We start from the raw sequence: 25,443 nt of genomic DNA on the forward strand, positions 1-25,443 counted from the left end.
GTAGAGTGGCGGCGGAGGCCCTCATGACCATGCCCAATATCCTGCTGATCACGACTGATCAGCAGCACTACGATGCTCTCGGTGTGAAGACGCCGCAGTTGAAGACCCCGAACCTCGACCGCCTGTGCCGGGAGGGAACACGTTTCGAGCGGGCCTATTGCCCGGCGCCGGTCTGCACGCCCTCGCGGGCCAGCATCATTACCGGCCAGTATCCCTCCCATCACGGGGCCTGGACTATCGGAGTGAAGCTGCCCGAGGACGTCCCGACGCTTGGCGATCACCTCATCGCCGCCGGCTATGCAACTGCCCTGATCGGCAAGGCGCATTTTCAGCCGCTTGCTTCCGCGCCGGGTTCGGAATCGCTGGAATGCCAGCCCGTCCTGCGGGACCTCGATTTCTGGCGCAGTTTCAACCGAACCTGGTACGGGTTCGAGCATGTTGAACTGGCGCGCAACCATGCCGATGAGAGCCATGCCGGGCAGCATTACGCAATCTGGATGGAAGAACGGGGCCTGTCGGACTGGCGGGAATACTTCCAGCCAGTAAAGGGTGAAACCTCATCCAAGGCGCCGCGGCTGGGACCCAAGAAGGGCTATACCCGTGCCGACCGTTCCTGGGCATTGCCGGCCGAACTGCACTACACCACCTGGACGGGCGAACGGAGCCTCGCCTATCTCGATGCCCACGCCGATCGCGACAAGCCCTTCTTCCTGTGGGCCAGCTTTCACGATCCGCATCCGCCCTATACCGTCAGCGAGCCTTGGGCATCCATGTATGACCCCGCCGATATGGTCGTGGATCGGGTGACGCCTGGCGAGCATGATCGCAACCCGCCGCACTTCGCCAAGACGCAGCAGGAAAATCCCGATTTCGGTGCCTGGCACTCCCCGTTCACGGCGCATGGCTGCGAAAGCCACCTCTATCCGGAGGAGGAACTGAAAGGGGACAAGGCCACGTATTTCGGCATGATGAGTTTCCTCGATGCCGAAATCGGGCGCATTCTCGACCGGCTCGACGCGCTTGGATTGACCGAAAGCACGCTTGTCGTGTTTTCGACCGACCATGGTCATTTCCTTGGCCAGCACGGCCTGATTGCCAAGGGCCCGTTTCACTACGAGGACATGCTGCGTATCCCCATGATCGTGCGCATGCCCGGCAGGGTACCGGCCGACGCGGTTTCCAATGATCTGCAGAGCCTGGTCGACCTGGCCCCCACCTTCCTCGATGCGCTGGGGCTGCCGGTGCCGGGCGAAATGCAGGGCGTATCGCAGTGGTCGAACTGGCAGGGCGGCGAAGCGGCACGGGATTACGTGCTCTGCGAGAACCGGCACAATCCGCAGATGCCGCATGTCGAGACCTATGTCGAAAAACACCACAAGATCACGGTCTATCGCGAGGCCGGCTATGGGGAACTGTTCGACCTGGCGAGCGATCCCGGCGAGATCAACAATCTGTGGGACGATGCGGCCGCGCAACAGCTGAAGACGCGGATGCTGCAAGCCATGGTGCAGGGGATCATGAAGTCCGAACCCACCCGCATGGCACGCATCGCGGGCGCTTGAGGCCTAGCGAATGACGACAGCGCGGTCCATCGTATGCACCGCGCTGTCGAGGCGCCACCGCAGCATACGGTCCTTGAGTTCGGCAAGCCGGGCCTGCACCTCGGGGTCGTGCCAGAGATTGTTCTCCTCGCTCGGATCGGCAGCGAGGTCGAAATACTGCCCGTCAACAGCGCCCAGGAACAGCACGGCCTTGTCCCGCTCGGTGCGGATCATGGTGATGAGCCTGGTATCGGCCATGGCCACGTCGCCCGCCTGTTCGCAGAATACCGCGTCTCGCCCGGCCCACGCCTTGCCCTCCAGCGCCGGCAGCAGGCTTTGTGCTTCAAAATCGGCGGATGGTTCGAGCCCGGCGAGTTCGAGGATCGTGGGGCCGAAATCGAATAATTGGCAAAGCTGCTGCAGGCGTCGCCCTCCGGCAAATCGACCGGGCGCCCAGACGATGGCGGGAACACGCGTGACCATGTCATACATCGCCCACTTCTGCGACAGGCCGTGCTCGCCCAGATTGTCGCCGTGGTCGGACATGAAGATCACGATACAGTTGTCGAGATAGCCGCGCTGCTCAAGCGTGTCGATCAGCCGCCCGAGTTGTTCGTCGATGAGAGTGACATTGCCATCATAATGCGCGCGCAGGCGCCGCAGCTGCTCCACGCTGGGATCGAGCGACCAGGAGACTGCGTCGTGATCCACCCTGGTATCATGTTCCCGCTTCGCCCGAAGCGAAGCCGGCAGGCTCGCCAGTTCCCTGGCGCTGGCCTCGGGCACGGGAAGGTCGGCTCTATCGAGATAGGGTTGGGAATATCGCGCCGGCGGGTCATAGGGCGGGTGCGGACCAGGAAAGCCCACCTGCATGAACAGCGCTTCGGGCCGTGGCCGCGTTTCCAGCCACCACATGGCGGTCTCGGCGACGAAGACGTCTGAATGCTGGCTGTCGGCCAGCGGCCAGTCGAAGGCGCCAAGCCGCTCGGCATAGTCGGGCAGGGTCCGGTAATGCGCCCGGGAGGGCTTTACCGCGCCTTGATGCACCAGTGACTTGTCCCATTCGTCGGCATACCAGCGGCCCTCGAAGAAGCGATCCTTGTTCTCGACCACGAAACGCTCGTGGAACCCGGCCGGCGCGTCATAGGGAATGGTGTGCATCTTGCCCACATTCACACAGTGATAGCCCGATTTCGCCAGTTGCTCGACCCAGCTGTGCGACCAGGCCTGGCCATTGCGCAGCACGCCGGACGTATGCGGGCTGTGGCCCGAGAACAAAGCCGCGCGGCTGGGCACGCAACTTGGCGCGTTGACGAAGCAGTTGTCGAAGCTCACGCCCTCCCGCACCAGCCGGTCCAGGTTTGGCGTGTTCATGTGCCCGGCGCCCAGGGCCTGGATAGTATCGAAACGCTGTTGGTCGGTCATGACCAGGACGATGTGGGGGCGGGCGGAGCTCACCGTGTGGCGTCCTTTTCGATATTGGTGCGGGTTCGAGCCAGCAGAGCCAGCATCGCGGTATGCGCCCGTTCGGGATCGCCGGCCTCGACGGCCAGCAGCACCGCTTCATGCATCGGTATCGAAGGGCCGGGCGCTTCGCGGTGGCGCAGGGAAATGCCGATAAAGGCGGCGAGCGCCGCTTCGATCATCCCGCCGAAGGCCATCATGAATTCGTTGCCGGAGGCGGCCAGGATAGCCTTATGAAACTGCAGGTCGGGGCCCGCGAAGCGCTTGCGATCGGTGCCGGCCGCAACCATGCCCGAGAAGGCGGTGCGGATCGCCTGGATTGCCTCTTTGTCCTGGTGTCGTGCGGCCGCTGCCGCGGCGGCTGGCTCGATCGCCTCGCGCAGCGCCAGCAGATCGGTGGCAAAGCCGATCTCCGTCCCGCCCTCCAGCCGCCAGGCCAGCAACTCTCGGTCCAGCATCTGCCAATCGGCCCTGTAGCGTACGCGTGTGCCCGCTTTCTTGCGCGATTCCACCAAGCCCTTGCCGGCCAGCACCTTGATGGCCTCGCGCACGATGTTGCGGCTGGCGCCAAATTGGACAGCCAGTTCAAGCTCCCCTGGCAGGGTTGCTCCAGGGGCGTGCTCGCCACGCAGAATTGCGGTGCCAATCTGCCGGGCGATAGCCGAGGCGCCCGTCTCGCGAACGGCAATGCTGGAAAATGGCAAATCACAACCTCAATTTATGTTGGACATAATGGATTAAGTGGGACATAAAATCAAGCAGCTCACCTCGGAGGAGCTGCGCCATGTCAAACCGAATCCATGCGCTGGAAATAGGCTGCGCACAGCTCGAGCAGGGTGTGCATGGGCGGGTATTGCGCCATGGTGCGGCGCAGGAGGGCCCCGGTTTCCGAATTGCGGCGACCCATTTCAATGGGGATGGGCAGGATCGGGCGCCCGGGAATGCCATAGACGGCAGCGTCGGGCAGGATGCAGAGATAGTCGCCATCCTGCAGCAGCCGGAAGATCGCCAGCAGCGAACCGCTGCGTACCCGCACCTGCGGCATGGCCCCGGTGCGCTCCATCACCGCGTGGATGGTCTCGGCCTCGTAAATGGGATCGGCGGCATAGATGATCCAGGGAAACTTGTGGATCATGGCATAGTCCCCGGGATCGCATTTTTGAATTGGATGGTCGGCACGCGCCGTGACGCGGTCGCGGATCTTGCTGAAGGCGCGCGCTTCCAGTTGCGGATAGTTGCGCTCGGGCGCGTAGAGACCGCCAAAGGACACGTCGATACGACCGTCCAGCAGAGCCGGCAGCGACGTGCCGGTACTCGGCGTCATCTCAATCGTCAGGTTGGGGAATGTCTCGTGCAGCCTGGGGATGACCGTGGGCAGGACCACGGAAGACCAGAGCGGGCCGGCATGAATGTTGAGGCGTCCCTCGGCGCCCGGATTGCCGCTTGCCAGGTCAGCCTCGGCGAGTTCCCAGTCCCGCGCCAGTCGCGACACCGTCGTCAGCAGGCGCTGGCCGAAAGCGGTGGGACGAACACCACGCGCGTGCCGTTCCAGCAGGGGCTGGCCGTAGTGTTTCTCCAGTTGCGACAGCGAGCGCGACAGGGCCGGCTGCGTGACATTGAGAATTTCGGACGCTTTGCGAACGCTCCCCGCATCGGAGATCGTCTGGAAGCGGAAAAGCAGGCTCATTCTATCCAGCATGATGATGCACTTCTGTTATCACTCATGCAAAGAATGGCATTGGTTTTGTATAGGTGCAATTGTTATCGACTGAGACAGCGGATCGTCAAAAGCAGCGCCAAGCTGCGGCATCCGCACAGGGGGGAGTGCGACCGCAGGAGGCCTCAAGGCCCGGCACGGTCGGCGACGCGCGATAACCAGGAATTTGAATTCAGCCACGCTCGTTTCGAGGTGGTCAGATGGGAGAGGAGACCATGATTAAAACCCCGTTTTCGTCCATGAGCCGCAGGCAATTCCTGGCAGGTTCGACGGCCCTCGGCACCTTGGCGCTGACCGGCGCCGGGGGCGCCCTGGCGCAGGAATTCACCATCCCCGAAGCCATCGCCCCGATCACCGGCGATGGTCCGTTGCGCTGGATCGATAGCGGCGACCAGAAGGCCGTGTTCTATCGCGCCTTTTTTCCTGAATACGGGGCAGCTCGCGGCATCGAGGTCGTCTATGACGGCCTGCCCTGGAACGAGATCGGCCAGGTGCTGCCGCTGGGCATCCGCAATGGCACTGCCCAGGACGCATTCTGCCTGCCGCTCGGCCTGCCGCCGGCATTCGCGATCAACGAGGGCTGGGTGCAGGCGCTCGACGACTACATTCCCGATATCGAAAGCTGGAAGGCTGGCTTCCCCGCCGGGGCGTTCCTCGAAGGTCTCAACGTATTCGACGGGAAAACCTACGGGCTGCCCTATACGTCGGCCCGCGTGACCTCGGCGCATGTGCTCTACAACAGGCAACTGCTCAACGATGCCGGATTTGACCCCGAAGCGGAGGCGCTGACCTGGGACAGCTTCCGCGAGGCCGCACGCAAGGTGACCGAGCTCAATGCCGGCCGCGCCTTCGGCTTCATCATGGGCGGAAACCAGGTCAACCGTTTCGCCGACATCACCCGCAGCCTCGCCAATATGGCGGGAACGGCCTGTGGCGATACCTCCATCGGCCTGGGCATCGACTTCCGCACGGGTGAACCCGTGTTTGACAGCGACGAATTCGTCGGCGCGGTCGAACTGCTCATCGCCATGCAGGCCGATGGCTCGGTCTTCCCCGGCGCCATGAGCCTCAACGCGCCGCAGGCTCGCGCGATGATGCCGCAGGGTGCCGCGGGCCTGATCCTGCAGGGACCCTGGAACATCCCGCAATGGGAACGCGAGAATCCCGATTTCGATTTCGGCATTGCCCCGACTCCGGCTCCCGCAGGGGCAACGGGCAATCTCATCGTGGGGGCACTGGCAGCAGCGTCCAACACGATGTTTATCAACAGCAAGGCCAAAAATCCGCAGGCAGCCGCCGACGTGTTCCATTACCTGGGCACCGAACAGGGCCAGATCGACTGGGGCAACGTCGTGGGTCCGTCTGATCCGCCGATTTTCCCCGCGGCGGCGACCAATTCGCAGATGTCCGAGCGGTCCAAGGCAGCCTTGGCCATGTTCGAGAGAACCATCAAGGTCGGCCCCAATCCGTTCGCTCGCAATCCGCAGTTGTCGGAAGTGGCAAGCCGCTACAAGGAGCCGACGCCGAACCTGGCGCTGACTGTGCAGGGTCTGTTCACGGCCCAGGTCTCCAACGTCAAGGAACAGCTCACCGCCTTGGTGTCGGCGACCAATGCCGCCCTCGACGAAGCCTTTGCCGCTGCCAAGGAGGCGGGGGCAGAGGTGAGCCGCGACGATCTGGTGTTCTCCAACTGGCGGCCCGACACCGACTATGTCGCGGCCGACTACGAAGCGCTCTAGCGCTCCTCCCAAGGAAGGGCCTGTCCGCCTCGGCGGATGGGCCCCACGACGCGAGTTGACCGATGGCCGATGATACCCTGACCGCCCGCCAGACATTGCCGATTACCCGGCCCGACAGCTTAATGTCCCGGCTATGGCACAGCCGGATCGAGTATCTGTTCCTTGTTCCGGGCATGCTGATCTTCGGCGCCTTCATCCTCTATCCGATTTTCGCCTCGCAGTATTTCTCGCTGCTCAACTGGTCCGGTTTCGACGCCAACCAGACCTTTGTCGGGCTCGCCAATTATGCGGAACTGCTGACCGACAAGTATTTTTGGGATGCGTTCGGGCGGTCGTTCCTGTTCACGATGAGCACGGTGCCGCTGCAAATGCTGGTCTCGCTCGTCTTCGCCATCATCCTCAATAACAAGCTCATCAAGCTCTCCACCCTGTTCCGCACGCTGATCTTCCTGCCGGTGGTGACGCCGGTGGCCGTAATCGGCATCGTCATGGCCATCATGCTCAGCCCCTTCAACGGGCCGATCAACCTGGCGATGCTGGACATCGGGCTGCTGGCGCGTCCGCTCGATTTTCTGGGCGACCCCAAGCTGGTGCTGTGGACGCTGGCAGGCATCTATGTGTGGAAATGGGTCGGGGTGACGATGGTCTACTGGCTGGCGGCCCTGCAGACCGTGCCGGCAGAACTCTACGAGGCCAGCAAGCTTGACGGGGTGAAGAACTGGCAGGTCACTGTTTTCGTGGTGCTGCCGATGATCATGCCCTTCGCCATCGTGATCGCCCTGATTTCGGCAATCGGCGCCCTCAACGTCTTCCCCCTGGTTCAGTCCATGACGCAGGGCGGGCCTTTCTTCGCCTCCGAGGTCATCGAGGTCTACATCTTCCGCAATGCCTTCGCGACCGCCGGCGCCGTGCCACGCCTGGGATATGCCAGCGCCGCCGGTGTGTTCTTCGGCTTTGCCATCATGGGTCTGACCATCTTGCAGATCGTTGCCGTGCGGCACCTGCGCAACCGGGAGAAGACCAATGCCGCGTGAGGCAAGCATGACGATCAGGCAGCCACTTGTCTCGCCGCGCGCCCGTCGCTGGATCGTTTCGGCTGCGCTCGCCGCTGTCTGCTGCCTGTGGGTCTATCCGTTGATCTGGATGGTGTCGGCCTCGTTCAAATCCAACGCCATGATCTTCGCCAATGAGGGACTGATCCCCAGCCAGCCGACGGTCGAGAACTATGTGAAGGCCTGGACCCAGGCCAATATCGGTGCCTACTTCTTCAACACGCTGTTCGTGACCATCGGCTCGGTCGCGCTGGTCACGATCTCGACGGCGATGATGGGTTACGTGCTTGGCCGCCGGCAGTTTCCGGGGCGCGGCCTCGTCTTCGGGCTGATTATCTTCACCCTGTTCGTGCCGCAGGGATACACCATCATCCCGGTATTCGACCTGTTGACCCGGCTGGGTATCGGCCAGTCGCTGTGGGGCGTGATGCTGGCCACGTCCGGCGGCTCCTTCGTGATCTTCGTGCTGCTGTTCGCGGGCTACTTCAGCCAGATGCCCAACGAGCTCGAGGAAGCCGCCAAGATGGACGGCGTGGGGTTCGTGAAGACCTTCTGGTATGTCATGCTGCCACTATCGCGGCCGATCGTGGTGACGGTCATTGTCATGCAGACGCTCTATGCCTGGAACGATTTCCTGCTGCCGCTGGTGGTGACGCTGGCCAACCCGGCGATCCGCACCCTCTCGGTCGGTGTCTACGCCTTCCGGGGCGAGAATTTCGTCGATTGGGGCGGCATGACCGCGGCATCCACCATTACCATCGTACCGGTGGTGATCCTGTTCCTCTTCCTGCAGCGCTATTTCATCGACGGTCTCGCCGGCGCGGTGAAGGGCTGACTCTAACAACGGAGAGACCACCATGTCTGGCGTCAGTCTCAGAAACGTCAAGAAAGCCTATGGCAACACGCCGGTGATCCATGGCGTCGATATCGAAATCAACAAGGGCGAGTTTGTCGTTTTCGTCGGCCCGTCCGGCTGCGGCAAGTCCACGCTCCTGCGGATGATCGCAGGCCTTGAGGAAATCACCGGTGGAGACCTGCTGATCAACGACCAGCGCGTCAACGACGTCGATCCGTCCAATCGCGGCGTCGCCATGGTGTTCCAGACCTACGCGCTCTATCCGCATATGAGCGTTGACCAGAATATGGGCTTCGGCTTGCGCATGAACGGCATGCCCAAGGCGGAGGTGGCGGGGCGCGTGATGCGCGCCGCCAGGATCCTGCAGATCGAGGAATTGCTGGACCGCAAGCCGCGCCAGCTCTCGGGCGGCCAGCGGCAGCGCGTCGCCATCGGGCGGGCAATCGTGCGCAACCCGCAGGTGTTTCTGTTCGACGAGCCGCTGAGCAATCTGGACGCCGAATTGCGCGTTGCCACGCGGCTCGAGATCGCCAAGCTGCATCACCAGCTTGCCGGCTCCACCATGATCTACGTCACCCACGACCAGGTCGAGGCCATGACACTGGCCGACAAGATCGTGGTGCTGCGCAAGGGCGTGGTCGAACAGATCGGCGCGCCGATGGAGCTCTATGAAAGGCCCGCCAATCTGTTCGTCGCCGGCTTCATCGGCTCGCCCCGGATGAATCTCGTCAATCTTACCGGAGCCGGCAGCGCCAAGGCGGCGCCGGATGGTTCGCCGGTGGCGATGGCGGGGCCGGGCGCCGAGAATGCCGTGGTGCTGGGCATGCGGGCCGACCAGATGCGCATCGTTGCACCCGGTGCCGGAACCATCGACGGCACGGTCAGCGTGGTCGAGCGGCTGGGCGACGCCGAGTTCGTCTATGTCCGCACCGGCTGGGACCAGGAACTGGTGGTGCGCGTCGATGGCGGCACCGACTTGCCGGTGGGGCAGGCCGTCGGCCTCGCCTTTGCGGGGCGCACGCATTTCTTCGACGCCCAGGGCAAGGCGCTGGACGGCCTCAGCCTGCCAAGCGCCTGACGATTTTCACAAGAGGCAAACCCTTGCAGCCAAATATCATTTTCATCATGTCGGACGATCACGCCGCGCGGGCCATTTCGGCCTATGGTGGCGGACTCAACCACACGCCGAACCTGGACCGCCTCGCCAATGAAGGCATGCGGCTTGACCGGTGTTATGTCACAAACTCGATCTGCACCCCCAGTCGGGCGGCCATCCTCACCGGCACATACAATCACGTAAACCAGGTCACGACGCTCGATACCCACATCGACAACCGTCTGCCCAACGTCGCCAGGCACTTGCGCCAGGGTGGGTACCAGACGGCAATCTTCGGCAAATGGCATCTGGGTGAAGGCAAGGCACATGAGCCGACCGGATTCGACCAATGGGCAGTCGTGCCGGGGCAGGGGGTCTATTACGATCCGGTGCTGATCGATAAGGATGGTCCCAGGGTCCACCCGGGCTACGCCACCGACATCATCACCGATATCAGTCTCGACTTCATCAAGGGCCGGGATCCGTCGCGACCTTTCTTTCTGATGTGCCACCACAAGGCTCCGCATCGCAATTTTGTCTGCGACCACAAGCACGAGGACATGTTCGAGGGTGAAGATTTGCCTCTGCCCGAGAGCTTCTCGGATGACTACGCCAATCGCGCCGTGGCCGCCGCTGCGGCCAAGATGCGCATTCGCTCGGACATGACCTACGACGACCTCGGACTGATCCAGCCCGAGGGTGGCAGCGAAGTTGGCGACCTGATGTTCCCGCATCCCTTCGTGCAGAACCGCAAGGTGCCCGATATCGAGGATGGCGGCTCGATTACCCTGATCGATGCGCGTACCGGCAAGAATTTTACCTTTACCGATCCGCGGGCACTGGCTGAGTTCAAGTACCAGCGCTATATCAAGCGCTACCTGCGCACGGTGCAATCGATTGATGACAATGTCGGCCGGCTGCTTGACTATCTTGATGCGGAGGGCCTCGTCGACGATACCATCGTCATCTACACCTCCGACCAGGGTTTCTTTCTGGGCGAACATGGCTGGTTCGATAAGCGCTTCATGTATGAAGAGTCGTTGCAGATGCCGTTCCTGGTTCGCTATCCCAAGGCCATCAAGCCAGGCAGCGTCAGCAAGCAGATCGCCATGAATGTCGATTTCGCGCCGACCTTCCTCGATTATGCCGGCATCCGCATCCCCACCTACATGCAGGGCGCCAGCATGCGGCCGGTCTTCGAAGCGACGGCGGGCGATGACTGGCAGGACGTCGCCTATCACCGCTACTGGATGCACAAGGATGTCATCCACAATGCCTTTGCCCATTACGGCATCCGCGACCACCGCTACAAGTTGATCTACTGGTACAACGATCCCTTGCAGCAATTGGGGGCTACTAGGGGCGATGAGCCCCCGGAGTGGGAGTTGTTCGACTGCGAGGCCGACCCCCATGAATTGCATAATCGGGCAAATGACCCTGAATTTGCCGGTATCTTCGCCGACATGGTCGGAAGGCTCGATGCCAAGATGGCCGAGATCGGCGACATGCCCGAGCATGACAGCCGGATGGTGCTGTCCGGAAGGTGACGACAGGTCAGGTTGGTCGCCTGCCCGTCGGCAAGGGCGGGTAAGGCCCAGGAAGGTTAGTATGAGCGATCCCCAGGACCGGCAGAACCGGCCCGGTGACTCGCCGCTGATTGCGGGAGTAGACGAGGCGCTGCAAACCTCTGGTCGAGTCTGGGGCGCCGTGCTGGCCTGGTGGAACGCGAATATGGACGAGGCCGGCCTGCCGGCGCGTCTCCGCACCATGGTGCGCCGGCGGGAAAGCTGGCTGGTGCTTCTGGCCATCTTGATCGGCATAGCTGTAGCGGCTTGCCAACATAAGCGCCTCTGCTCGCAAACATCGGCATTTTCTGCTCGAATTATCTGACAATGGAGCGGGCGTCGTGCTCACGCTCCCTGCCAATGTGCTCGCAAACATCCGGGTCTGCTTGCAAACATCCCCCACGTGCTCAGATTAATTGCCAGCGACGGCATGGTCAAACCGGGACGCCTGCCTGTCGTAGTTGCTCGGTCAGCTGACGGGAATATTCGGGATCAAGGGTGCCCGCCAGGAAGGCGCGGATATCCGACGGCCGAGCATTGAGGTGCGTGACCAGAGCCGTCGCATCGTAACCATTTCGGGTCAACGTCGGTTCGAGATCGTCGATGGCGCGGGACAGGACCTGCTCGACGATTTCGGCGGTAACCGGCTTGGCGCCGAGGCGAAAGCCCTGCTCGAATGCGAGGGTGAGATGCATCTCGATCTGAAGCGGCGTGCGCAAACGTTCGGCGATGAGGTCGATGGCTTCTTCCTCGAGGAGTTCGCCAACCTTTACGCCTTCGGCCGCACAGGCGCCAAGCAGCCAGGCAACATAGTCGCGGCGCGCGGAGCCGATCCCCTCGTAGTCAAAAATGGTCGTGCGGTAGCCAATCTCCTCCATTTGCGGCCGGCGCAGATCATTGCGCAACCGGGGATGCCCGACAAGAAGTACGGAAAGGAGCACGCCGGCGTCGGCGACCACCTCCATCAGTCGCTTCAGGCCGGTTAAGGTCTTGTGGTGCAGGTCATGGGCCTCGTCGACCACGAGGACGATCGGCCGTTTGCCTTTTTTCATGATGTCGCGCAGGTCGCGCTCCCGGCGCTCGGCCTGCTTGGGGATCTTGACCTGCGCACGATCGCCGGGAGACAAGTCGTAGAACAGGGCTTCAATGAGCGATGGCAGCGAAGTGCGCCGCTTGTCGACCGCCAGCGATTTGGCGAGTGCGACCTTGCCGGCTTTGGTGAGTTCGGCCTCGATGCGGCGCAAAAGGTGGGTTTTCCCCGAACCGACCAGGCCGGAGACCACGACAAGCCGACCGGTCTGGACGGCCGCACACACCTCGCGGATGATCGTGCGCTGATGCTCGGTCTCAAAGTTGCCGGCCCCTTGGAAAGGCCGGTCGAGGCCGTAACTGGATTGAACGTCAGCGAGCATCATTCTTCCTTTCTTCGCGCCTGGAAGCGTTCGCGGATACGGGCCGCGATCATCTTTTTGTCGAGTGTTTCTCCAAGCAGTTCATTGATGAAGGCGCGGTCACCGGCATTCATCGCGCCGATCGGCCGGCCGAGCTGGTCGGCGATGGCCCCACGGGCTGCGAGGCCATTTGGATAAGCGGTCTCTATTGCGGGTTCCGGAAACGGTGTCCGCCGTACACTCAGCCCAGCCGTGGTCGGGGGCAGCGAAGGCAATGGACGATCCCCGCCGGTGACCGCGGCGCGGGGGAGCCCAAGTTGGTCTGCCAGGCGCACCACCTTGTCGAGCCGCTCTTCGAGCTTGCTCTTCTGGTATTTGCGATAGCGAAAGAGGGGAACCGCCCCGCGCGAAGGTTGGAATGGACCGAAGCGCTTGCCCTCATGCTCGACGAACAGTTCCTGATCGAACAGGCCCCAGAGCAAGGTCACCGTTTCGCCGGCAAGTTCGGGCTCGACCTCATAGGATGCGCCTTCGACCGATACGGTCGCGTCTCCAGCAACCGTCCGTCGTTCCGGTTCGCGCGCAAAGGCGCAGAACCGCTCCCAGGAGCACATCGCCCGCACCCCGTCAGGAGGAAGATGCCGCAGCCAATCCTCGATGCGTGCATGAGACTCTGTGCGATGGTCGCCGTTATTGTAGGTGACCAAGGCGCGCCTGAGCCAAAGGTTGGCTTCCTCTTCGTCCTTCGGCTTGTGGAAATGATAGAGGGTCTCGTGCACTTCCTTGATCGTGCGAAACGGCCGCTCGACCTTGCCTTTCGCTCGCGCCGGCGTGCGCCGCTCGCTGTCCGACGGGGGCATATGCGTGAGAACCCGGACACCAAGGCTACCCATGACGGACTGGAAAACGCGCGAGCGGCTCACCGGCCCGTTATCCATATGGATGGTCGTTGGAATCCCCTGAAGCGGCAGTTCCGGTTCAGGCTTGGCGGCGAAGGCATTGTAGAGAAAGCGCAAGGCGGACTCCGCGTCCTCGCCGTAGACGGAGCGGTATTCCTGATAGCTCGCGCCGGAGCGATCATCGACCACGGAGAACAGCATCAGCGTCGGCCGGCCGCGCCCTTCCTCGACCCAAAGCGGCGCTTCCACCTGCTTCAGGTCGGACGGGCTCATGTCGAAGTGCCAGAGTTCGTTGGAACGCCGCGCCTGGAATCGGACGGCAGCCACCGGGCGGGTGACGCGCGCATAATCCAGGCCGGAAACACGCAGCAGCCGATCGACCGTTGCGCGTTTCAAGATGCCGGGCGGTGCACGGACCAGGCCATCGGGCGTCACCACGCCGTCTTCCTCAAGCAGCTTGATGGCGCGCGCCGTGGAGATATGCCGCCCCTTCCGGTTCGCCGTTCTGATCTTCAGGGCCGCGATGATTTCGGCATAGGTTTCCATCTCCGGCTGCGGGGCGATCCGGGAGGTTCCGTGATCGGCGCGCCGTACGGATTTCGGGCGGTTCAACTCCCGCAGCGCCCGATACAGGGTCCAGATCGAGATGCCGTAGGCATCGGCGGCACGAGCAACAATCTCGGTACGGCCTGGATCACGGGGAGAAAGCAGCGACAATCGGCGTCGAAGATCGACAAGAGCCTCTCCGGGCGGCCGCTTTCTCCGCTCAGCCATGGACGTCCTCGGATTCCACTGTTTTGGGAGAGCCACCCTTCTTGCCGATATGACGATAGAGGGTTGCAACAGAAACCCCCATGCGCTGCGCAATATTGCGTACCGGTATGCTGCCTTCCTTCATCAGGGCGCGCGCCGCGGCAATATCGCCCGGGCGCATCGCGGGCGGGCGGCCACCCTTGCGGCCACGTTGCCGCGCCTCGACCAGTCCAGCCGTCGTGCGTTCGCGGATCAGAGCACGTTCGAACTGGGCGATCGCACCGAAGACATGGAAGGTCAGCATGCCGCCCGGCGTCGTCGTATCAATGCTCTCGGTCAAGGACACGAGCCCGATCTTCGCGCGCTCCAACTCTTCCGCCGTCGCGATGAGCTTCTTTAGCGATCGCGCCAACCGATCGAGTTTCCAGACAACGAGCGTGTCACCAGTGCGAAGCACGTCGGAGAGAATTCGGCCCAATTCCGGGCGGTCATCGCGAGCGCCTGACCCGCGCTCGGTAAACACCTTCTCGCAACCGGCGCGTCTCAGCGCCTCAAGCTGAAGCTCCGGATTTTGATCGATCGTGCTGACCCTGGCGTACCCGACCCGCATAGCCATCCAAATGTTCTTGAAAGTCGTTGGACACATAGCATTTTGCGACAACCGTTTCTATAACAGTTTTGAGAAGATTCCATCGCGCCATTCAAGGGGCGTGACGGCATGCGCTATGGCATGCTCAAAAACCCTCGTTTATGACAAACGATCCATGGAAACCAACTATGTGTCTGACGGCCGAATATTCGCGACATGGAGCAGGGAACCTTACGCATCGAAAATCGGGCGGTCCCCGATCTTGTCCCCCTTGTATGGGATACTCCGGGAATTGAGGCGGCGATACCAAAGGATGCGGTCGGCCAGGCCGTTACCATGTTCGAGCCGCAGGAATGCGCCAACTACTTCAAATCTTGCGGATATGACCCCGAGTAATGTGGACGTGCTCTAGGTCACCCAGAGGGGCGCTCGCATCGAGTATAACCTTAAGCGCGATTGCTTCCGGTGAACCATCCTCCATATGTACGGGATGTACAGCCCACACAGACTTTTCGAGAACCACATTCTCAACAGAAACCTCATAAAGCCTACCCGACGCGAGCTCATCGAGGACAGTGCTCCTCATCACGATCGAAATGCCGAGACCAGCTCGAACTGCATGCTTCACAGCCTCAGTGCTCCCGACATTGAATGAGATTGGGAATTGCTCTGCCGCTTGGCCGAAGGCCTCGCGGAGCACGGATCCGGTACCGGTTCCACGTTCTCCGCCAATGAGGGACTCTTGAAATAACTCTGCCGCTTCAATTGTTTTTCGCGTCCTCCAATTATGCTGTGGGGATACGATTATTACCAGCTTTTCCTTCCGCCAAAGGCGGGCTTGATATCCTTTTCGATCGTCCCACCATTCGGTAAAGGCTAGATCAATCTCCTTCCTCAAGAGCTTTTCGATGATTTCAGGATTTGAGGCAACGGCCACCTCAGGTGGCCGGCCTTGAGCATCCTGTAAACGCTTCAAGTGGACTGGCAAAATATAGGTACCGATGTTAGTACTGGCACCCAACGTAATCCGGCCGCTGTGCAGGCGGTCCAGAGATCTCTTCGTGACGGTCAAAAGGCTGCGTGCGAATGGCAAGAATACGAGCCCTTGCCGAGTCGGCACACACTTGTCCTTCCTCCTCTCGACCAGCCGCACCCCTAGTATATCCTCCAATCGTTTCACATTATGTGAGACAGTCGGTTGGGATATCTGAAGCCGTCGCGACGCCTCGTGAAAGCTGCCAGTTTCGATTACCTCTATGAATGCTGCGACATGCGAAAGGCTAAACATTACTTTCTCTAATCAAGGAATTAGTTGAACCTCGTTAATTGCCGCACGAGGTCTTCGGCCTTGGACAAAATCTATAATGTTGTCAGCAGCCTCGTGCTCGATAGCCAAACGCGACTTCGCCACTGCTGAGCCTATGTGGGGTGTCAAGATCGAATCATGTTCGCGATTGAGGAGACCCCCGTGGACCTTGTCAGGCCGGTCGGGTCTGGCCCAGTCCTCCATCTCATAAACATCAGCGGCGTAGCCTCCCAAGCGCCCCGCCTGCAATGCAGCGACAACAGCCTCTTCATCAACCACGCTTCCGCGTGCAGGATTAATAAGAAGTGCTCCTTTGGGCATTTTGGCGAGTTGTTCAGCGCCGAGGAGATGCTTCGTTTCGGCCGAAAGCGGGAGTGCACACACAAGAAAGGTAGACGACGAGATCAACTGGTCAAATTCAAGAGGCTTTACGTTCAGTCTGATCTCATCGGCTTTGTCCAGGGATTGACGATCCCAGTACGACACAATGGCGCCGAAGGTACTTAGGCGCTGTGCTATAGCTTTTCCGATCGCTCCCATCCCTAAAATGCCGATTGCTGTGCCCTGCAGCCCAAGGCCGTAAAACCGAGGGCGCCAACCTTTGTAATCCCTCCTGACGCTCTTGTCGCCTGGCAGAATGTGCCGCCCAAGAGCAATCATCAGACCGATTGTAAGTTCGGCTGTCGGGTCAGTGAGAAGATCGGACACTATCGTGACGTGGACTCCACGCTGCGTGCAGGCTTCGATGTCGAAGTTATCGAAGCCTTTCAGCGCACATGCCACAAGTTGAAGATCGGGAGCGTGCGCGAGTACAGACGCGTCGATCATGTCCGGCATGAACGCCATCATCGCCTTGGCGTCGCTCAATTCTGCGAGCAGTTTCTCGCGGGGCCATGTATCATCAGTATCGTTGCAAACTAAACGAGCGTGGGGAGATAGCTTTGAGATAATCTCCTCGTGGACGCGATGGGTGATTACTACCTTTGGGAGCATTTAATTTATCCTTCTATTGCAGCTGGCGGCGGAGGAGAGCGCCGACCTGGTCAACGATGGTGACCATCAGAAGGACAACGAGCATGATCGCAAGAACCTCCTGATAATTCATGATCCGGAGGGATGTCATCAACTCGAAACCGATACCACCAGCTCCCACAGTGCCCAGGATTGTCGAGGCGCGGAAGTTGTACTCCCACCGATAGATGGTCACATCGGCCAATTGCGGTAGAACTTGTGGCAAGATCGCCCGCGTCACGATCTGGAACGGCGACGCACCAGCTGCGCGTGCGGCTTCTATAGGCGCATTATCGCAATGCTCGATCGCCTCCGCAAAGAACTTGCCCACCATGCCAACCGAGTGAAGACCAAGAGCCAGCACGCCTGGGAGCGCTCCAAATCCCACTGCCGCCACGAAGACGATGCCCATAATCAGCTCCGGGATCGACCGTAGACCATTCAACAATCCACGCGAGATCATATAGATGACAGCGTTGGGTGCTGTTTTCCCTGAGGCGAAAAAGCCAACTGGAAGTGATATCAGTACCGCGATCGCAGTCCCAGCTATACTCATCGCCAGAGTGTCGATGAGAGGGCTGATCCACTCCAAGCCTCGGTTGAAATCCGGGGGAAACATTTCCGTACCGAGCTGCCAGAGCGCAGGAAACCCAGATCCCAGACGCTCCAGATCAAGAAGACCGGAGTGATAACTGCTAACAATGATCACACACGCAATTGCCAACGCGATCACGCCAGCTCTGGTCCAAGCTTTGTTTTGATGTTGAAGGATAGAGTCGTAGTCGGCCGACGGCTGTGTCATCACATATCCTGGAAGAAAGGACGCAGGCCAGCGCCTGCGTCGAAAGGTGAGAAACTGTCTCGAACGCGCCTTACTGACTCAGGTCCAAGTTCAGCACTTTACCGAGCTCACGGACGACGTCGTAGGCTTTGTCATCGATCGGAGCGAACCCATCGGCTTTGAAGGATGCCAATACCTTTTCGTCTTTAAGGTCGATGAAGGCTTTGGTGATCGCCTCTTTCAACGAAGTGTCAAGATCCGACCGCATGGTCCAGGGGTACTGCGGGAACGGATCGGACTCGGCGAGGGCGATAACTTTCTTAGGATCAATGGTGCCACGAGCGACCATTGAATTGTAGATGGGCAACGAAAGTCCGCCAATCTGAGCATTGCCATTCTGCACTGCAATAGCCACGGCATCATGCGACCCTACGAAGTTCTCGCTATAGTCTTTTCCAGCCTCAACTCCGGCCTTAAGCAGCATAGATTTCGGGATAAGGTGGCTTGAGGTGGAAGCCACGTCCCCAAACGCGACCTTTTTCCCTTTTGCATCTTCAAGGCTTTCGATGCCAGCCTCTGCATTGGCGACAACTACAGCGCGATAGGTAGTTTCGCCATCCTTCATAACTGCTGCGAAAGGCTCGATATCAGCCTTGGTTTTCGCGAGCGTGTAAGAGAGCGGCCCGAAATAAGCCAACTCAAGCCGGCCGAAACGCATCGCTTCGATCATTGACGAGTAGTCGGTCGTTACGATCAGTTCAATCTCCCGACCGAGTGTCTTCTCAAGATACTCCTCGAGAGGACGATTGTTTTTGATGACAGTGGCGGCGTTCTCGTCCGGTAGCAACGCGACGCGCAATGTCTCTGGATTTGAGCCAGCATGCGCCAACGAACTCCAGCCAAGAACGGCGAGGAATGCGAGGGACAGAAGCTTCTTCATAATGCGGCCTCCATGGCAGCTAAAGGTTGATCATACTCGTAGTTGGACAAATCTTGTGTTGTGGTCGGATTTCTTGGGGCGCTGCGGTAGATCGACGCACACATTTGATCGGTCAGTTCGTCGACAGCGGCGTCCGCAACCACTTCCCCGTCGCGCATAGCAATGACCCGGTCGCCGAACCGGCGAGCTAGATCGATCTGATGAAGGCTGATCACAGCAGTGATGCCGTCGGCTGTGCATATTTCGCGAAGCTGCGACAGGACCTCGACAGCCGTTTCAGGGTCCAGACTTGCAACGGGCTCATCTGCAAGGACCAGTTGGGGCTTCTGGACCAGCGCGCGCGCAATGCCCACCCGTTGCTGCTGACCGCCGGATAGTTGATCCGCCCTGACGAGAGCCTTATCAAGAAGGCCTACGCGTTCAAGGCATTCCAACCCCAGCCTTCGATCCGAACGCGGCATAGGGAACAACGTACGCCAGCCAGAGTGGTAGCCCAGGCGGCCCGTCATGACGTTGTCGAGCGCGCTCAAGCGCCCTATGAGTTGGTGCTGCTGGAATATCATCCCAGTTCGCCTTCGGTGAATGCGAAGCTTAGTTTCCGCATCCAGAGCACCAATATCGTTAGAAGTGATCGAACCAGACGTCGGCGCAACCAAGCCGTTGAGTGTCCGGATGAGGGTAGATTTGCCTGCGCCGGATCTACCGAGGAGCACGACGAACTGACCCTGGTTGAACGTCAATGTCGTTGTCTTCAAAGCTTGGGTGCCGTTGGCATAGGTCACGGCAACTCCGTTCAGAGCCAGCATCACAATAATCCTGATCGTTAGTGGTGCATCGATTGAATATTTGCATCACTATGGGCGACATATGACGTCCGTTTATCAGGCTCGTGAAACTTCAATGACAGCACTTAAACTCAGCTCTACCTCCTCGCGTAGCTGCGATGGAGAAATTTCACCCAGAGCCGCCTGATCATGACGGCCCGGTCCCAATTCTACACCACCTTGACGGATGCTATCCCATATTCGGCCAGATAAACCGGCCCTTCTCCAGCCGCCGGGTAAAAAGGCAGGCGCCCAGACCATCATGCCAGATGATCTTCAAAATATCCGATCTGCGGCCCCTGAAGACGAAGAGATGCCCTGACAACGGATCATGCTGCAGAACCTCCTGCACCCGAAGCGCCAAGGAGGGAAAGCCACAGCGCATGTCCGTATATCCGCGCCTTCCTGGCGGGCACCCTTGATCCCGAATATTCCCGTCAGCTGACCGAGCAACTACGACAGGCAGGCGTCCCGGTTTGACCATGCCGTCGCTGGCAATTAATCTGAGCACGTGGCGGATGTTTGCAAGCAGACCCGGATGTTTGCGAGCACATTGGCAAAGAGCGTGAGCACGACGCCCGCTCCATTGTCAGATAATTCGAGCAGAAAATGCCGATGTTTGCGAGCAGAGGCGCTTATGTTGGCAAGCCGCTACACTTAGCGTCTTCTCCATCGATGTCCTTTTTCGCTGTATCGTCTGATTTCTTGCGATACGTGATGCCAAGCGGCTTTGCGCCGTACTTGTGCAACTCTTTCACGATATTCCCAACCAGCTCTTCGAGGTCGGTCACGTCTTCACGGGTCGCTTGGGCCCTGGCCTCCTTGTTCGAGCGTTCAAAGATCCGCTTCAGCGAGTCGCCGAGGCCAAGCGCCCCTTTCATGCCCGAACGCACGATCGTCAGGTAGATTTCGTTCGTGAACATCCGCTTCTTGCGAAGTTGGTCCATAAAGCGATCGTTCAGGATCTCGCAGAAGGAGGAATCGAACGAACCGCCGATTTCGGTCTCGACCTCACGACGGATTACAGTCGACCAAAGAGAATAGCGACTCGAACCTAGTGCTCGGATCATGGTGTTCTGCACAACAGAACGCATGTTCAATTCGGCCTGGTCCTCCGTCTGGAAGAACAGTCCATCAAGCTTAATGACGCTGATCAGGGTTCCATTCTCGAGCCCGATGACCGTGTCAGACACATGCCGCATATAGGGGATGTGAACGGACATAGGCCGCTCGTTGCCGGCGACCTTCCCAAACCCAAGCTCTTCCTTGACGACTTTCAGCATCTACTATGGTCCGTATGAGTTGGTGCCCCAAAAGCGCTTGTTGGGGGTCCTTGGCGTCTTGCGGGACGTGACCTGCAGGACGTCGAGAATCTTGCTGTCCCAGGCACAAAGCGAGAAAAGGACAAGGTAGGCGGCTGGCGCGATCAGCAGTGCCGCCAGATGGTTCGTCACCAGCCACCCAATGATTGTCACGCCGATGATCAGGACGACCGCCATGTAAGGCACGCCCCATAGCGTCGGAGAACGGGTCAAGCCGATCACCAACGGCGTCAAAGCTGGCTTCTCGTCCTGAAAATCGCTCATCAGCCGCCGCCTACCGACGAGATCATCTGGTCAACGATGGCAGGGGCGCCGAACACGAGACCGATGCCAATGACGACGGCTCCGGCCGTGAACCACGAAAGCCTGCCGGCAAAGGCAAGGAAGCCGAGGCCAATCACGGCGATGATTGCCATCAGACGTCCGAAGGGGCCGGTGATGAAGTCAACGATCATCTGCACGGCTGTCTGAAGGGGGGCGAATGCACCGCCACCGCCACCGCCAGCCTGTGCAAGCGCTTGATCAGCGCCTGCAACCTGCAGCGCTGACACCAAGCCAATGACGGCCACTGCCTTCAATGCCCCGGAATGCCGGGAAACGACGTTCTTCATAGTTCTCTCCTTAAAAATGCATCACGCCGCCGACGAACTTGCCGGTCTTCTCCACAGCGATGACTCCGGCATCGCTGGTGTTCTTTTCCGCCATGTCTCGGACGATCCCGTTTGCCTTCCGTTTGCCGGTTGGCATCGGTAGGCCAAGCTGGAAATTCACAACCTTTGCGACATAGCCGACGGTCTCTTGGAATGGCGGAACGCCGCCATATTCGTAGATGCGACCCTCCCCGCTGTTGTAAGCGGCTGCGACCAGAAGCGGGTTCTGAAACTCATCGAGCAGGAAGCGCAGGTACTTCATCCCGCCCTCGATGTTTTGAGCGGGATCGCAAATATCCTGAACACCGAAGCGAGCCGCCGTTTCGGGGATAAGCTGCATCGGTCCGCGTGCGCCTTTCGGTGAATTGCGGATCTCATCGAAGCGGCTTTCGGCCCAGGCAATCGCAACCGCGAAACCCTCATCGACGCTGTATCGGCGCGCGGTGGATGCAACCAGCGCTTTAATCTCATCAGGTGACAGGGACGACGGCCCGCACTCTTCAACGGGAGTTCGTGCCCCTAAATTTTCGGGGGTATCACTAGATGTAGTATCTGGAGTGGGAGTCTGGACAGGCTCAATGCGGCCGGTGGCGCGCTCCGAGACATCAAAATACGCGCTGACAGACGCATCAATTTGATGCCCATTGGCGCGCGTGTCTTTCGACGCCGTTGCGCCCAATACTTCAGCTCCGCCCTTCGTGACAACACCGTTTGCACCAAGGACAAATTCCTTCTCTGATGTTTCGACACCGCTCCAGCGATCTTCGAAGTTCGTGACAAGAGATTCCTCATTGATTGTCACAGAACCGTTGTAATCGCTGGAAATACGCCCTGTTGTGGCTAGGTCTTGTGACGCAGCAGTATTGGCCGCGAGCAGCACGGATAATGCTGCGCTAGTCAGGGTTCGCGGGCCTAGATACCCTGCATAGACAGTGTTTTTATCCATCGCACCCGCCCGTCAAACGGTGTTGTGATCGCCATGAAAACCGACTAGAGTTAATGCACACATGATACCGATTTGATGCACTCTTACAAGTTTTCTGATCGGTGTTAAACCCTATTTTGCAGGGTCAACAATCGCACTACGGATGGTTAGGGCTAGAATATGAAACAGGCCATCATTCCCGCGCTTCTAAGTTGCGCATTGGCAACACAAGCGCTTGCCGCTCCTGCGGTGAACAAGGATTACATCAGGTCACTGGCGGCGCCGGGCAAGACGGTTCTTGTCGTCGAGTATTACGACGGGACCGGCAAAGTCGCTGATCGCAAAGGTTACGCCACTGCCAATGGCTTCAAGGCTATCTCGGCGACTGAGTTTCGCGTCGATGAATCGACAACGTTGCATCTGTATGGCGTTCAGCCCTGCAGCGGCGATCTGGTCAATCGCGCAGAGGACTATTCCGGGACTTGCGAGGAGTTTGGTACGCAGCAGCTGCAAACGATGCTGCAGAGCCCCAAGGTTCTGTTCTGCAGGGCCTTCATCAGCGAGCAGACTGCCCCCGTTCAGGATGTCACTTGCTACGGCTACTATAACTATCCTGGAGCAATGGACACGGTTGATAATCTTGAGGAGCAGCTTCTGTCGTTAGGAGCGGTTCGCCTGACTAAGAAAGCCGATGGTTCATTCGAGCGTCCTGATCTCACGGAGGCTCAGGCAATCGGCCAGAAGGGTTCCTACGGCATGTGGGCAGATCCTCGGGTGAAGGCGCAATGAAGCTTGCTGCTGCACTCGTCGCGACTCTACTGCCCTTTGCAGCCAATGCCGCACCTGAAGGGTACTTCGATCTTGCTCCCGGCATCACCTTGGAAACGGGGGACACCTGGATCTCGAACGGAGAACGGTTTCGTCTCTATGGCATCCAGTCCTGCTTGCGCGGCACTGCCTACACGGATGGTCAGGGCAATAGACAAGATTGCGGGGAGGCATCGCTTGCGATGTTGGCTGCCTACATCAAGGACACCAAACCGATCTGTGCCCCCGTGGCGAAGCTTAACGGCATCTCATATGTCGTTTGTTACGCCACGGTTGGCAGTCAAAGGCTCGACCTCGCGCAGATCATGGTGACAAGCGGCTATGCATTCGCTGCCTTGAAGACCGATGGTCTCCCTTATCATGCCCCCTACGCCATAGCCGAGCAGCTTGCTCAGCAAAAGAAGGCCGGCCTTTGGCAATTCTCCGACGTTCAGCATCCTTCCATCCTGCTTAGTCGTGAGGCGAACCAGCGATCGAGGAGCGCCCAGCCATGAGAAGCCGCCTTTTCCTTTTTATCGCCGCAAGCTCTTTGGCCCAGCCGGCGTTTGCCGCCGATCCGATCTATCAGAACTGGCACGCCCTACGCGGTCAGGCTGCGCCTCCAGTTGCTGCTGCTGTTCGGTTGCCGACGTTCAAAGGCCCGGCAACCGTTCTTGACGGCCGCACGCTATGGTTCGGCACGCTTGGCAATGGCTATAAAGTGAGGTTGGCTGGCATCGACACCTGTGAGCTTCCTCAATGGGCTTTGAACCCAAAGTGGACCAACCGGGACAAGCAACAGGCCCCTACCCCCGTTCCATGCGGTCCCTTCGCCAAGGCCTGGCTGAAAAGGACTGTCGGAAGCAGACCCACGACTTGCGTCGGTCTGGCCTACGCGAACGATGGGATACCCGTCGCACAATGCACGACTAACGGTGTGGATCTCGCCGCCGAAATGCTGCGCGTCGGTTGGGCTCGTCTCGATTCCCCTTACATCAACGCCCAATATTACGCTTATCAGACCAACGCGATGGCCGCCCGGTATGGGATGTGGGGAACCTACGTGTTGGACATGAACGAATGGCGCCGGAAAGCCGTCGACAAGACGCTAGATCGGCATCCGATCGCCGACTTCAATCTATTGGCCGAGAGGAAAAACGAGATCTCTCCTCCTTTTGCTGATGCGCGAAACAAGCCGAAGAGGACAGACCGATAGTTGCCAGACCTCGCACATATTGCGACCTCTCTCGCAACGGATCCCTTGGCTGGCTTGCTGCTTGCCATCTCCCTCTCGATCGCCCTCATAATCCCGGCGCAGAGACTCTGGTGGATCCACGCGCTACTAGCGGCCTTCCTTCTCATCCTGTCGCTGGCTTTCCACGACAAGCGTCACTTGTCCTTCGACAGCTACCTGGTCGGGATCCTAGCCTTCGCCGCGGTTTCTCGGGACATTCCCAATCAGCCACTGCTCTATCGCATCGGCATTTCCTGGTTTGCGTGCTTCGCGCTGATCTCGGCCGTCATCTACGCCGCAGGCGAACGCATCCAGCACAGGACTCCGCTCGAAAGACCTTTTTCCGAGCCGGCAATTTCAGCAGCATTGATCAAGAGGGACACCTGATATGAAACCAGTGTTTTTTGCCGCAGCCGGTCTCGCGGCTCTTGCCATCTCTCCAGCATCTGCCCAGGCCGAGGATGCCTCATGGGGTTGCCAGATCCTCTTGTGCGCAGCCTCACAAAGCCCGTCATGGCATGGCGTCCCCTACTGCGTTCCCCCGATGAAAAGGCTCATATCAGCTATGGCGAAGCCCGGCTTCTCCTGGCCGATCTGCCATGAAGCAAAAGCCGGAAAACCGGGCTATGAACCTTACGAGGAATGCCCTGCCGGCATGACCGCCGTTTCCTCCCGCACCGATGGGGATCGGCCGTTCTTGGGCCGAGACGACAAGGATCAGTGCACGAAGACCGTCAACCAGTGCAGCAACCGTGCCGCCTTCCGTACCCAATTTGGTGACAGCCAAGAAAACGAGCGCAAGGGTGTCACGATCCGGCAGATCAACCAGAACAACGACAATGATGTTTTCAACCGAGACAATGGCTGCACGGTGCAGATCACTCAGCCCCGCCCTCGCCGCGCGGATCCTTATTATTTCGACATTCCAAACGATAAGGGCGTCAAGCAGCGCGCTTGGTTCAACCTGAATGACTGAGTGGA

The 25,443-nt window shown here is 59.6% G+C and carries 27 protein-coding genes and 1 pseudogene; 12 read left to right on the forward strand and 16 right to left on the reverse strand.

Annotated elements, in window-relative coordinates:
- The first annotated feature begins 23 nt into the window (after nt 1-23).
- Nucleotides 24-1,562, forward strand: a complete 1,539-nt coding sequence (locus K0P03_RS34450) for a sulfatase family protein (protein WP_272792145.1) — start codon at nt 24-26, stop codon at nt 1,560-1,562.
- Nucleotides 1,563-1,565: 3 nt separating this feature from the next.
- Here the strand turns inward: K0P03_RS34450 and K0P03_RS34455 are convergent, their stop codons facing one another.
- From K0P03_RS34455 to K0P03_RS34465, 3 genes are all read right to left on the reverse strand, one after another.
- Nucleotides 1,566-2,999 (reverse strand): sulfatase family protein, encoded by a 1,434-nt coding sequence (locus K0P03_RS34455; RefSeq protein ID WP_272792146.1) that lies wholly within the window; start codon nt 2,997-2,999, stop codon nt 1,566-1,568.
- Complete coding sequence (locus tag K0P03_RS34460; RefSeq protein WP_272792147.1) at nt 2,996-3,709, reverse strand: FadR/GntR family transcriptional regulator; 714 nt, start codon at nt 3,707-3,709, stop codon at nt 2,996-2,998. The genes K0P03_RS34455 and K0P03_RS34460 overlap by 4 nt, the downstream gene beginning before the upstream one ends.
- Before the next feature lie 83 nt (nt 3,710-3,792).
- Nucleotides 3,793-4,692, reverse strand: a complete 900-nt coding sequence (locus tag K0P03_RS34465; protein WP_272792148.1) for a LysR family transcriptional regulator — start codon at nt 4,690-4,692, stop codon at nt 3,793-3,795.
- 245 nt (nt 4,693-4,937) lie between these two features.
- Between K0P03_RS34465 and K0P03_RS34470 the strand changes: the two genes are divergently transcribed.
- The 6 genes from K0P03_RS34470 to K0P03_RS34495 all read left to right on the forward strand — a co-directional run bounded on the left by K0P03_RS34470 (nt 4,938) and on the right by K0P03_RS34495 (nt 11,355).
- Nucleotides 4,938-6,461 carry an ABC transporter substrate-binding protein gene (locus tag K0P03_RS34470; protein ID WP_272792149.1) on the forward strand — a complete coding sequence of 508 codons (1,524 nt, stop codon included), beginning with the start codon at nt 4,938-4,940 and terminating at the stop codon, nt 6,459-6,461.
- A 62-nt stretch (nt 6,462-6,523) separates the two neighbouring features.
- Entirely contained in the window at nt 6,524-7,495 is a 972-nt protein-coding gene (locus tag K0P03_RS34475) for a carbohydrate ABC transporter permease (protein WP_272792150.1), read from the forward strand.
- A 7-nt stretch (nt 7,496-7,502) separates the two neighbouring features.
- Complete coding sequence (locus tag K0P03_RS34480; protein WP_272792152.1) at nt 7,503-8,348, forward strand: carbohydrate ABC transporter permease; 846 nt, start codon at nt 7,503-7,505, stop codon at nt 8,346-8,348.
- A 22-nt stretch (nt 8,349-8,370) separates the two neighbouring features.
- Nucleotides 8,371-9,447 (forward strand): ABC transporter ATP-binding protein, encoded by a 1,077-nt coding sequence (locus K0P03_RS34485; RefSeq protein ID WP_272792153.1) that lies wholly within the window; start codon nt 8,371-8,373, stop codon nt 9,445-9,447.
- A gap of 23 nt (nt 9,448-9,470) precedes the next feature.
- Entirely contained in the window at nt 9,471-11,012 is a 1,542-nt protein-coding gene (locus K0P03_RS34490) for a sulfatase family protein (RefSeq protein ID WP_272792154.1), read from the forward strand.
- 61 nt (nt 11,013-11,073) lie between these two features.
- Entirely contained in the window at nt 11,074-11,355 is a 282-nt protein-coding gene (locus K0P03_RS34495; protein WP_272792155.1) for a hypothetical protein, read from the forward strand.
- 109 nt (nt 11,356-11,464) lie between these two features.
- Here K0P03_RS34495 and K0P03_RS34500 read toward each other — a convergent pair whose 3' ends face one another.
- The 13 genes and pseudogenes from K0P03_RS34500 to K0P03_RS34560 all read right to left on the reverse strand — a co-directional run bounded on the left by K0P03_RS34500 (nt 11,465) and on the right by K0P03_RS34560 (nt 22,442).
- Nucleotides 11,465-12,445 carry an ExeA family protein gene (locus K0P03_RS34500; RefSeq protein ID WP_003501092.1) on the reverse strand — a complete coding sequence of 327 codons (981 nt, stop codon included), beginning with the start codon at nt 12,443-12,445 and terminating at the stop codon, nt 11,465-11,467.
- The gene (locus K0P03_RS34505) at nt 12,442-14,094 is read right to left on the reverse strand and encodes an IS481 family transposase (protein ID WP_003501095.1); all 1,653 of its coding nucleotides are present in this window, start codon (nt 14,092-14,094) and stop codon (nt 12,442-12,444) included. The genes K0P03_RS34500 and K0P03_RS34505 overlap by 4 nt, the downstream gene beginning before the upstream one ends.
- Entirely contained in the window at nt 14,087-14,689 is a 603-nt protein-coding gene (locus tag K0P03_RS34510; RefSeq protein ID WP_003501098.1) for a recombinase family protein, read from the reverse strand. The genes K0P03_RS34505 and K0P03_RS34510 overlap by 8 nt, the downstream gene beginning before the upstream one ends.
- Nucleotides 14,690-15,029: 340 nt before the next feature.
- On the reverse strand, nt 15,030-15,950 hold the full coding sequence (locus K0P03_RS34515) for a LysR family transcriptional regulator (RefSeq protein WP_003501100.1): 921 nt from the start codon (nt 15,948-15,950) through the stop codon (nt 15,030-15,032).
- A 12-nt stretch (nt 15,951-15,962) separates the two neighbouring features.
- The gene (locus K0P03_RS34520) at nt 15,963-16,961 is read right to left on the reverse strand and encodes a phosphonate dehydrogenase (protein WP_003501101.1); all 999 of its coding nucleotides are present in this window, start codon (nt 16,959-16,961) and stop codon (nt 15,963-15,965) included.
- Between the two features lie 13 nt (nt 16,962-16,974).
- A complete protein-coding gene (phnE, locus tag K0P03_RS34525; protein WP_006473411.1) occupies nt 16,975-17,781 on the reverse strand; it encodes a phosphonate ABC transporter, permease protein PhnE in 807 nt (268 codons plus the stop codon).
- Between the two features lie 70 nt (nt 17,782-17,851).
- Entirely contained in the window at nt 17,852-18,700 is an 849-nt protein-coding gene (gene phnD / locus K0P03_RS34530; protein ID WP_046802286.1) for a phosphate/phosphite/phosphonate ABC transporter substrate-binding protein, read from the reverse strand.
- The gene (phnC, locus tag K0P03_RS34535; protein WP_006473175.1) at nt 18,697-19,506 is read right to left on the reverse strand and encodes a phosphonate ABC transporter ATP-binding protein; all 810 of its coding nucleotides are present in this window, start codon (nt 19,504-19,506) and stop codon (nt 18,697-18,699) included. Before phnC ends, phnD begins: the two co-directional genes overlap by 4 nt.
- 208 nt (nt 19,507-19,714) lie before the next feature.
- Nucleotides 19,715-20,008, reverse strand: a complete 294-nt coding sequence (tnpB, locus tag K0P03_RS34540) for an IS66 family insertion sequence element accessory protein TnpB (RefSeq protein ID WP_080600525.1) — start codon at nt 20,006-20,008, stop codon at nt 19,715-19,717.
- Between the two features lie 157 nt (nt 20,009-20,165).
- Nucleotides 20,166-20,807, reverse strand: a pseudogene (locus K0P03_RS34545) (type VI secretion protein); the annotation flags it as partial.
- Nucleotides 20,808-20,810: 3 nt separating this feature from the next.
- Entirely contained in the window at nt 20,811-21,110 is a 300-nt protein-coding gene (locus K0P03_RS34550) for a type IV secretion system protein VirB3 (RefSeq protein ID WP_081950740.1), read from the reverse strand.
- A complete protein-coding gene (locus K0P03_RS34555) occupies nt 21,110-21,457 on the reverse strand; it encodes a TrbC/VirB2 family protein (RefSeq protein ID WP_272792156.1) in 348 nt (115 codons plus the stop codon). The genes K0P03_RS34550 and K0P03_RS34555 overlap by 1 nt, the downstream gene beginning before the upstream one ends.
- 10 nt (nt 21,458-21,467) lie before the next feature.
- The gene (locus K0P03_RS34560) at nt 21,468-22,442 is read right to left on the reverse strand and encodes a lytic transglycosylase domain-containing protein (protein ID WP_272792157.1); all 975 of its coding nucleotides are present in this window, start codon (nt 22,440-22,442) and stop codon (nt 21,468-21,470) included.
- Between the two features lie 159 nt (nt 22,443-22,601).
- Between K0P03_RS34560 and K0P03_RS34565 the strand changes: the two genes are divergently transcribed.
- From K0P03_RS34565 to K0P03_RS34585, 5 genes are read left to right on the forward strand one after another with little or no spacing between them, the layout of a single operon-like run.
- On the forward strand, nt 22,602-23,210 hold the full coding sequence (locus tag K0P03_RS34565) for a hypothetical protein (RefSeq protein ID WP_272792158.1): 609 nt from the start codon (nt 22,602-22,604) through the stop codon (nt 23,208-23,210).
- Complete coding sequence (locus tag K0P03_RS34570; protein WP_052642577.1) at nt 23,207-23,743, forward strand: thermonuclease family protein; 537 nt, start codon at nt 23,207-23,209, stop codon at nt 23,741-23,743. Before K0P03_RS34565 ends, K0P03_RS34570 begins: the two co-directional genes overlap by 4 nt.
- Nucleotides 23,740-24,444 carry a thermonuclease family protein gene (locus tag K0P03_RS34575; RefSeq protein ID WP_272792159.1) on the forward strand — a complete coding sequence of 235 codons (705 nt, stop codon included), beginning with the start codon at nt 23,740-23,742 and terminating at the stop codon, nt 24,442-24,444. Before K0P03_RS34570 ends, K0P03_RS34575 begins: the two co-directional genes overlap by 4 nt.
- Nucleotides 24,445-24,498: 54 nt before the next feature.
- On the forward strand, nt 24,499-24,849 hold the full coding sequence (locus K0P03_RS34580) for a hypothetical protein (RefSeq protein ID WP_272792160.1): 351 nt from the start codon (nt 24,499-24,501) through the stop codon (nt 24,847-24,849).
- Between the two features lies 1 nt (nt 24,850).
- Entirely contained in the window at nt 24,851-25,438 is a 588-nt protein-coding gene (locus K0P03_RS34585) for a hypothetical protein (RefSeq protein WP_272792161.1), read from the forward strand.
- The last annotated feature ends 5 nt before the right edge of the window (nt 25,439-25,443 follow it).

The sequence above is a fragment of the Shinella sp. HY16 genome, from assembly GCF_028534175.1.
In the GTDB taxonomy this organism is placed as follows: domain Bacteria; phylum Pseudomonadota; class Alphaproteobacteria; order Rhizobiales; family Rhizobiaceae; genus Shinella.

Bases quoted from the DNA above. Each gene is read 5' to 3' on its own strand.
- K0P03_RS34485 (WP_272792153.1), top strand. From the start codon at position 8,371: ATGTCTGGCGTCAGTCTCAGAAACGTCAAGAAAGCCTATGGCAACACG.
- K0P03_RS34560 (WP_272792157.1), bottom strand. From the start codon at position 22,442: ATGGATAAAAACACTGTCTATGCAGGGTATCTAGGCCCGCGAACCCTG.
- K0P03_RS34520 (WP_003501101.1), bottom strand. From the start codon at position 16,961: ATGCTCCCAAAGGTAGTAATCACCCATCGCGTCCACGAGGAGATTATC.
- K0P03_RS34575 (WP_272792159.1), top strand. From the start codon at position 23,740: ATGAGAAGCCGCCTTTTCCTTTTTATCGCCGCAAGCTCTTTGGCCCAG.
- phnE (WP_006473411.1), bottom strand. From the start codon at position 17,781: ATGACACAGCCGTCGGCCGACTACGACTCTATCCTTCAACATCAAAAC.
- K0P03_RS34505 (WP_003501095.1), bottom strand. From the start codon at position 14,094: ATGGCTGAGCGGAGAAAGCGGCCGCCCGGAGAGGCTCTTGTCGATCTT.
- K0P03_RS34475 (WP_272792150.1), top strand. From the start codon at position 6,524: ATGGCCGATGATACCCTGACCGCCCGCCAGACATTGCCGATTACCCGG.
- phnD (WP_046802286.1), bottom strand. From the start codon at position 18,700: ATGAAGAAGCTTCTGTCCCTCGCATTCCTCGCCGTTCTTGGCTGGAGT.
- K0P03_RS34570 (WP_052642577.1), top strand. From the start codon at position 23,207: ATGAAGCTTGCTGCTGCACTCGTCGCGACTCTACTGCCCTTTGCAGCC.
- K0P03_RS34495 (WP_272792155.1), top strand. From the start codon at position 11,074: ATGAGCGATCCCCAGGACCGGCAGAACCGGCCCGGTGACTCGCCGCTG.
- K0P03_RS34465 (WP_272792148.1), bottom strand. From the start codon at position 4,692: ATGAGCCTGCTTTTCCGCTTCCAGACGATCTCCGATGCGGGGAGCGTT.
- tnpB (WP_080600525.1), bottom strand. From the start codon at position 20,008: ATGGTCAAACCGGGACGCCTGCCTGTCGTAGTTGCTCGGTCAGCTGAC.
- K0P03_RS34470 (WP_272792149.1), top strand. From the start codon at position 4,938: ATGATTAAAACCCCGTTTTCGTCCATGAGCCGCAGGCAATTCCTGGCA.
- K0P03_RS34510 (WP_003501098.1), bottom strand. From the start codon at position 14,689: ATGGCTATGCGGGTCGGGTACGCCAGGGTCAGCACGATCGATCAAAAT.
- K0P03_RS34515 (WP_003501100.1), bottom strand. From the start codon at position 15,950: ATGTTTAGCCTTTCGCATGTCGCAGCATTCATAGAGGTAATCGAAACT.
- K0P03_RS34565 (WP_272792158.1), top strand. From the start codon at position 22,602: ATGAAACAGGCCATCATTCCCGCGCTTCTAAGTTGCGCATTGGCAACA.
- K0P03_RS34555 (WP_272792156.1), bottom strand. From the start codon at position 21,457: ATGAAGAACGTCGTTTCCCGGCATTCCGGGGCATTGAAGGCAGTGGCC.
- K0P03_RS34550 (WP_081950740.1), bottom strand. From the start codon at position 21,110: ATGAGCGATTTTCAGGACGAGAAGCCAGCTTTGACGCCGTTGGTGATC.
- K0P03_RS34450 (WP_272792145.1), top strand. From the start codon at position 24: ATGACCATGCCCAATATCCTGCTGATCACGACTGATCAGCAGCACTAC.
- phnC (WP_006473175.1), bottom strand. From the start codon at position 19,506: ATGCTGGCTCTGAACGGAGTTGCCGTGACCTATGCCAACGGCACCCAA.
- K0P03_RS34500 (WP_003501092.1), bottom strand. From the start codon at position 12,445: ATGATGCTCGCTGACGTTCAATCCAGTTACGGCCTCGACCGGCCTTTC.
- K0P03_RS34585 (WP_272792161.1), top strand. From the start codon at position 24,851: ATGAAACCAGTGTTTTTTGCCGCAGCCGGTCTCGCGGCTCTTGCCATC.
- K0P03_RS34480 (WP_272792152.1), top strand. From the start codon at position 7,503: ATGACGATCAGGCAGCCACTTGTCTCGCCGCGCGCCCGTCGCTGGATC.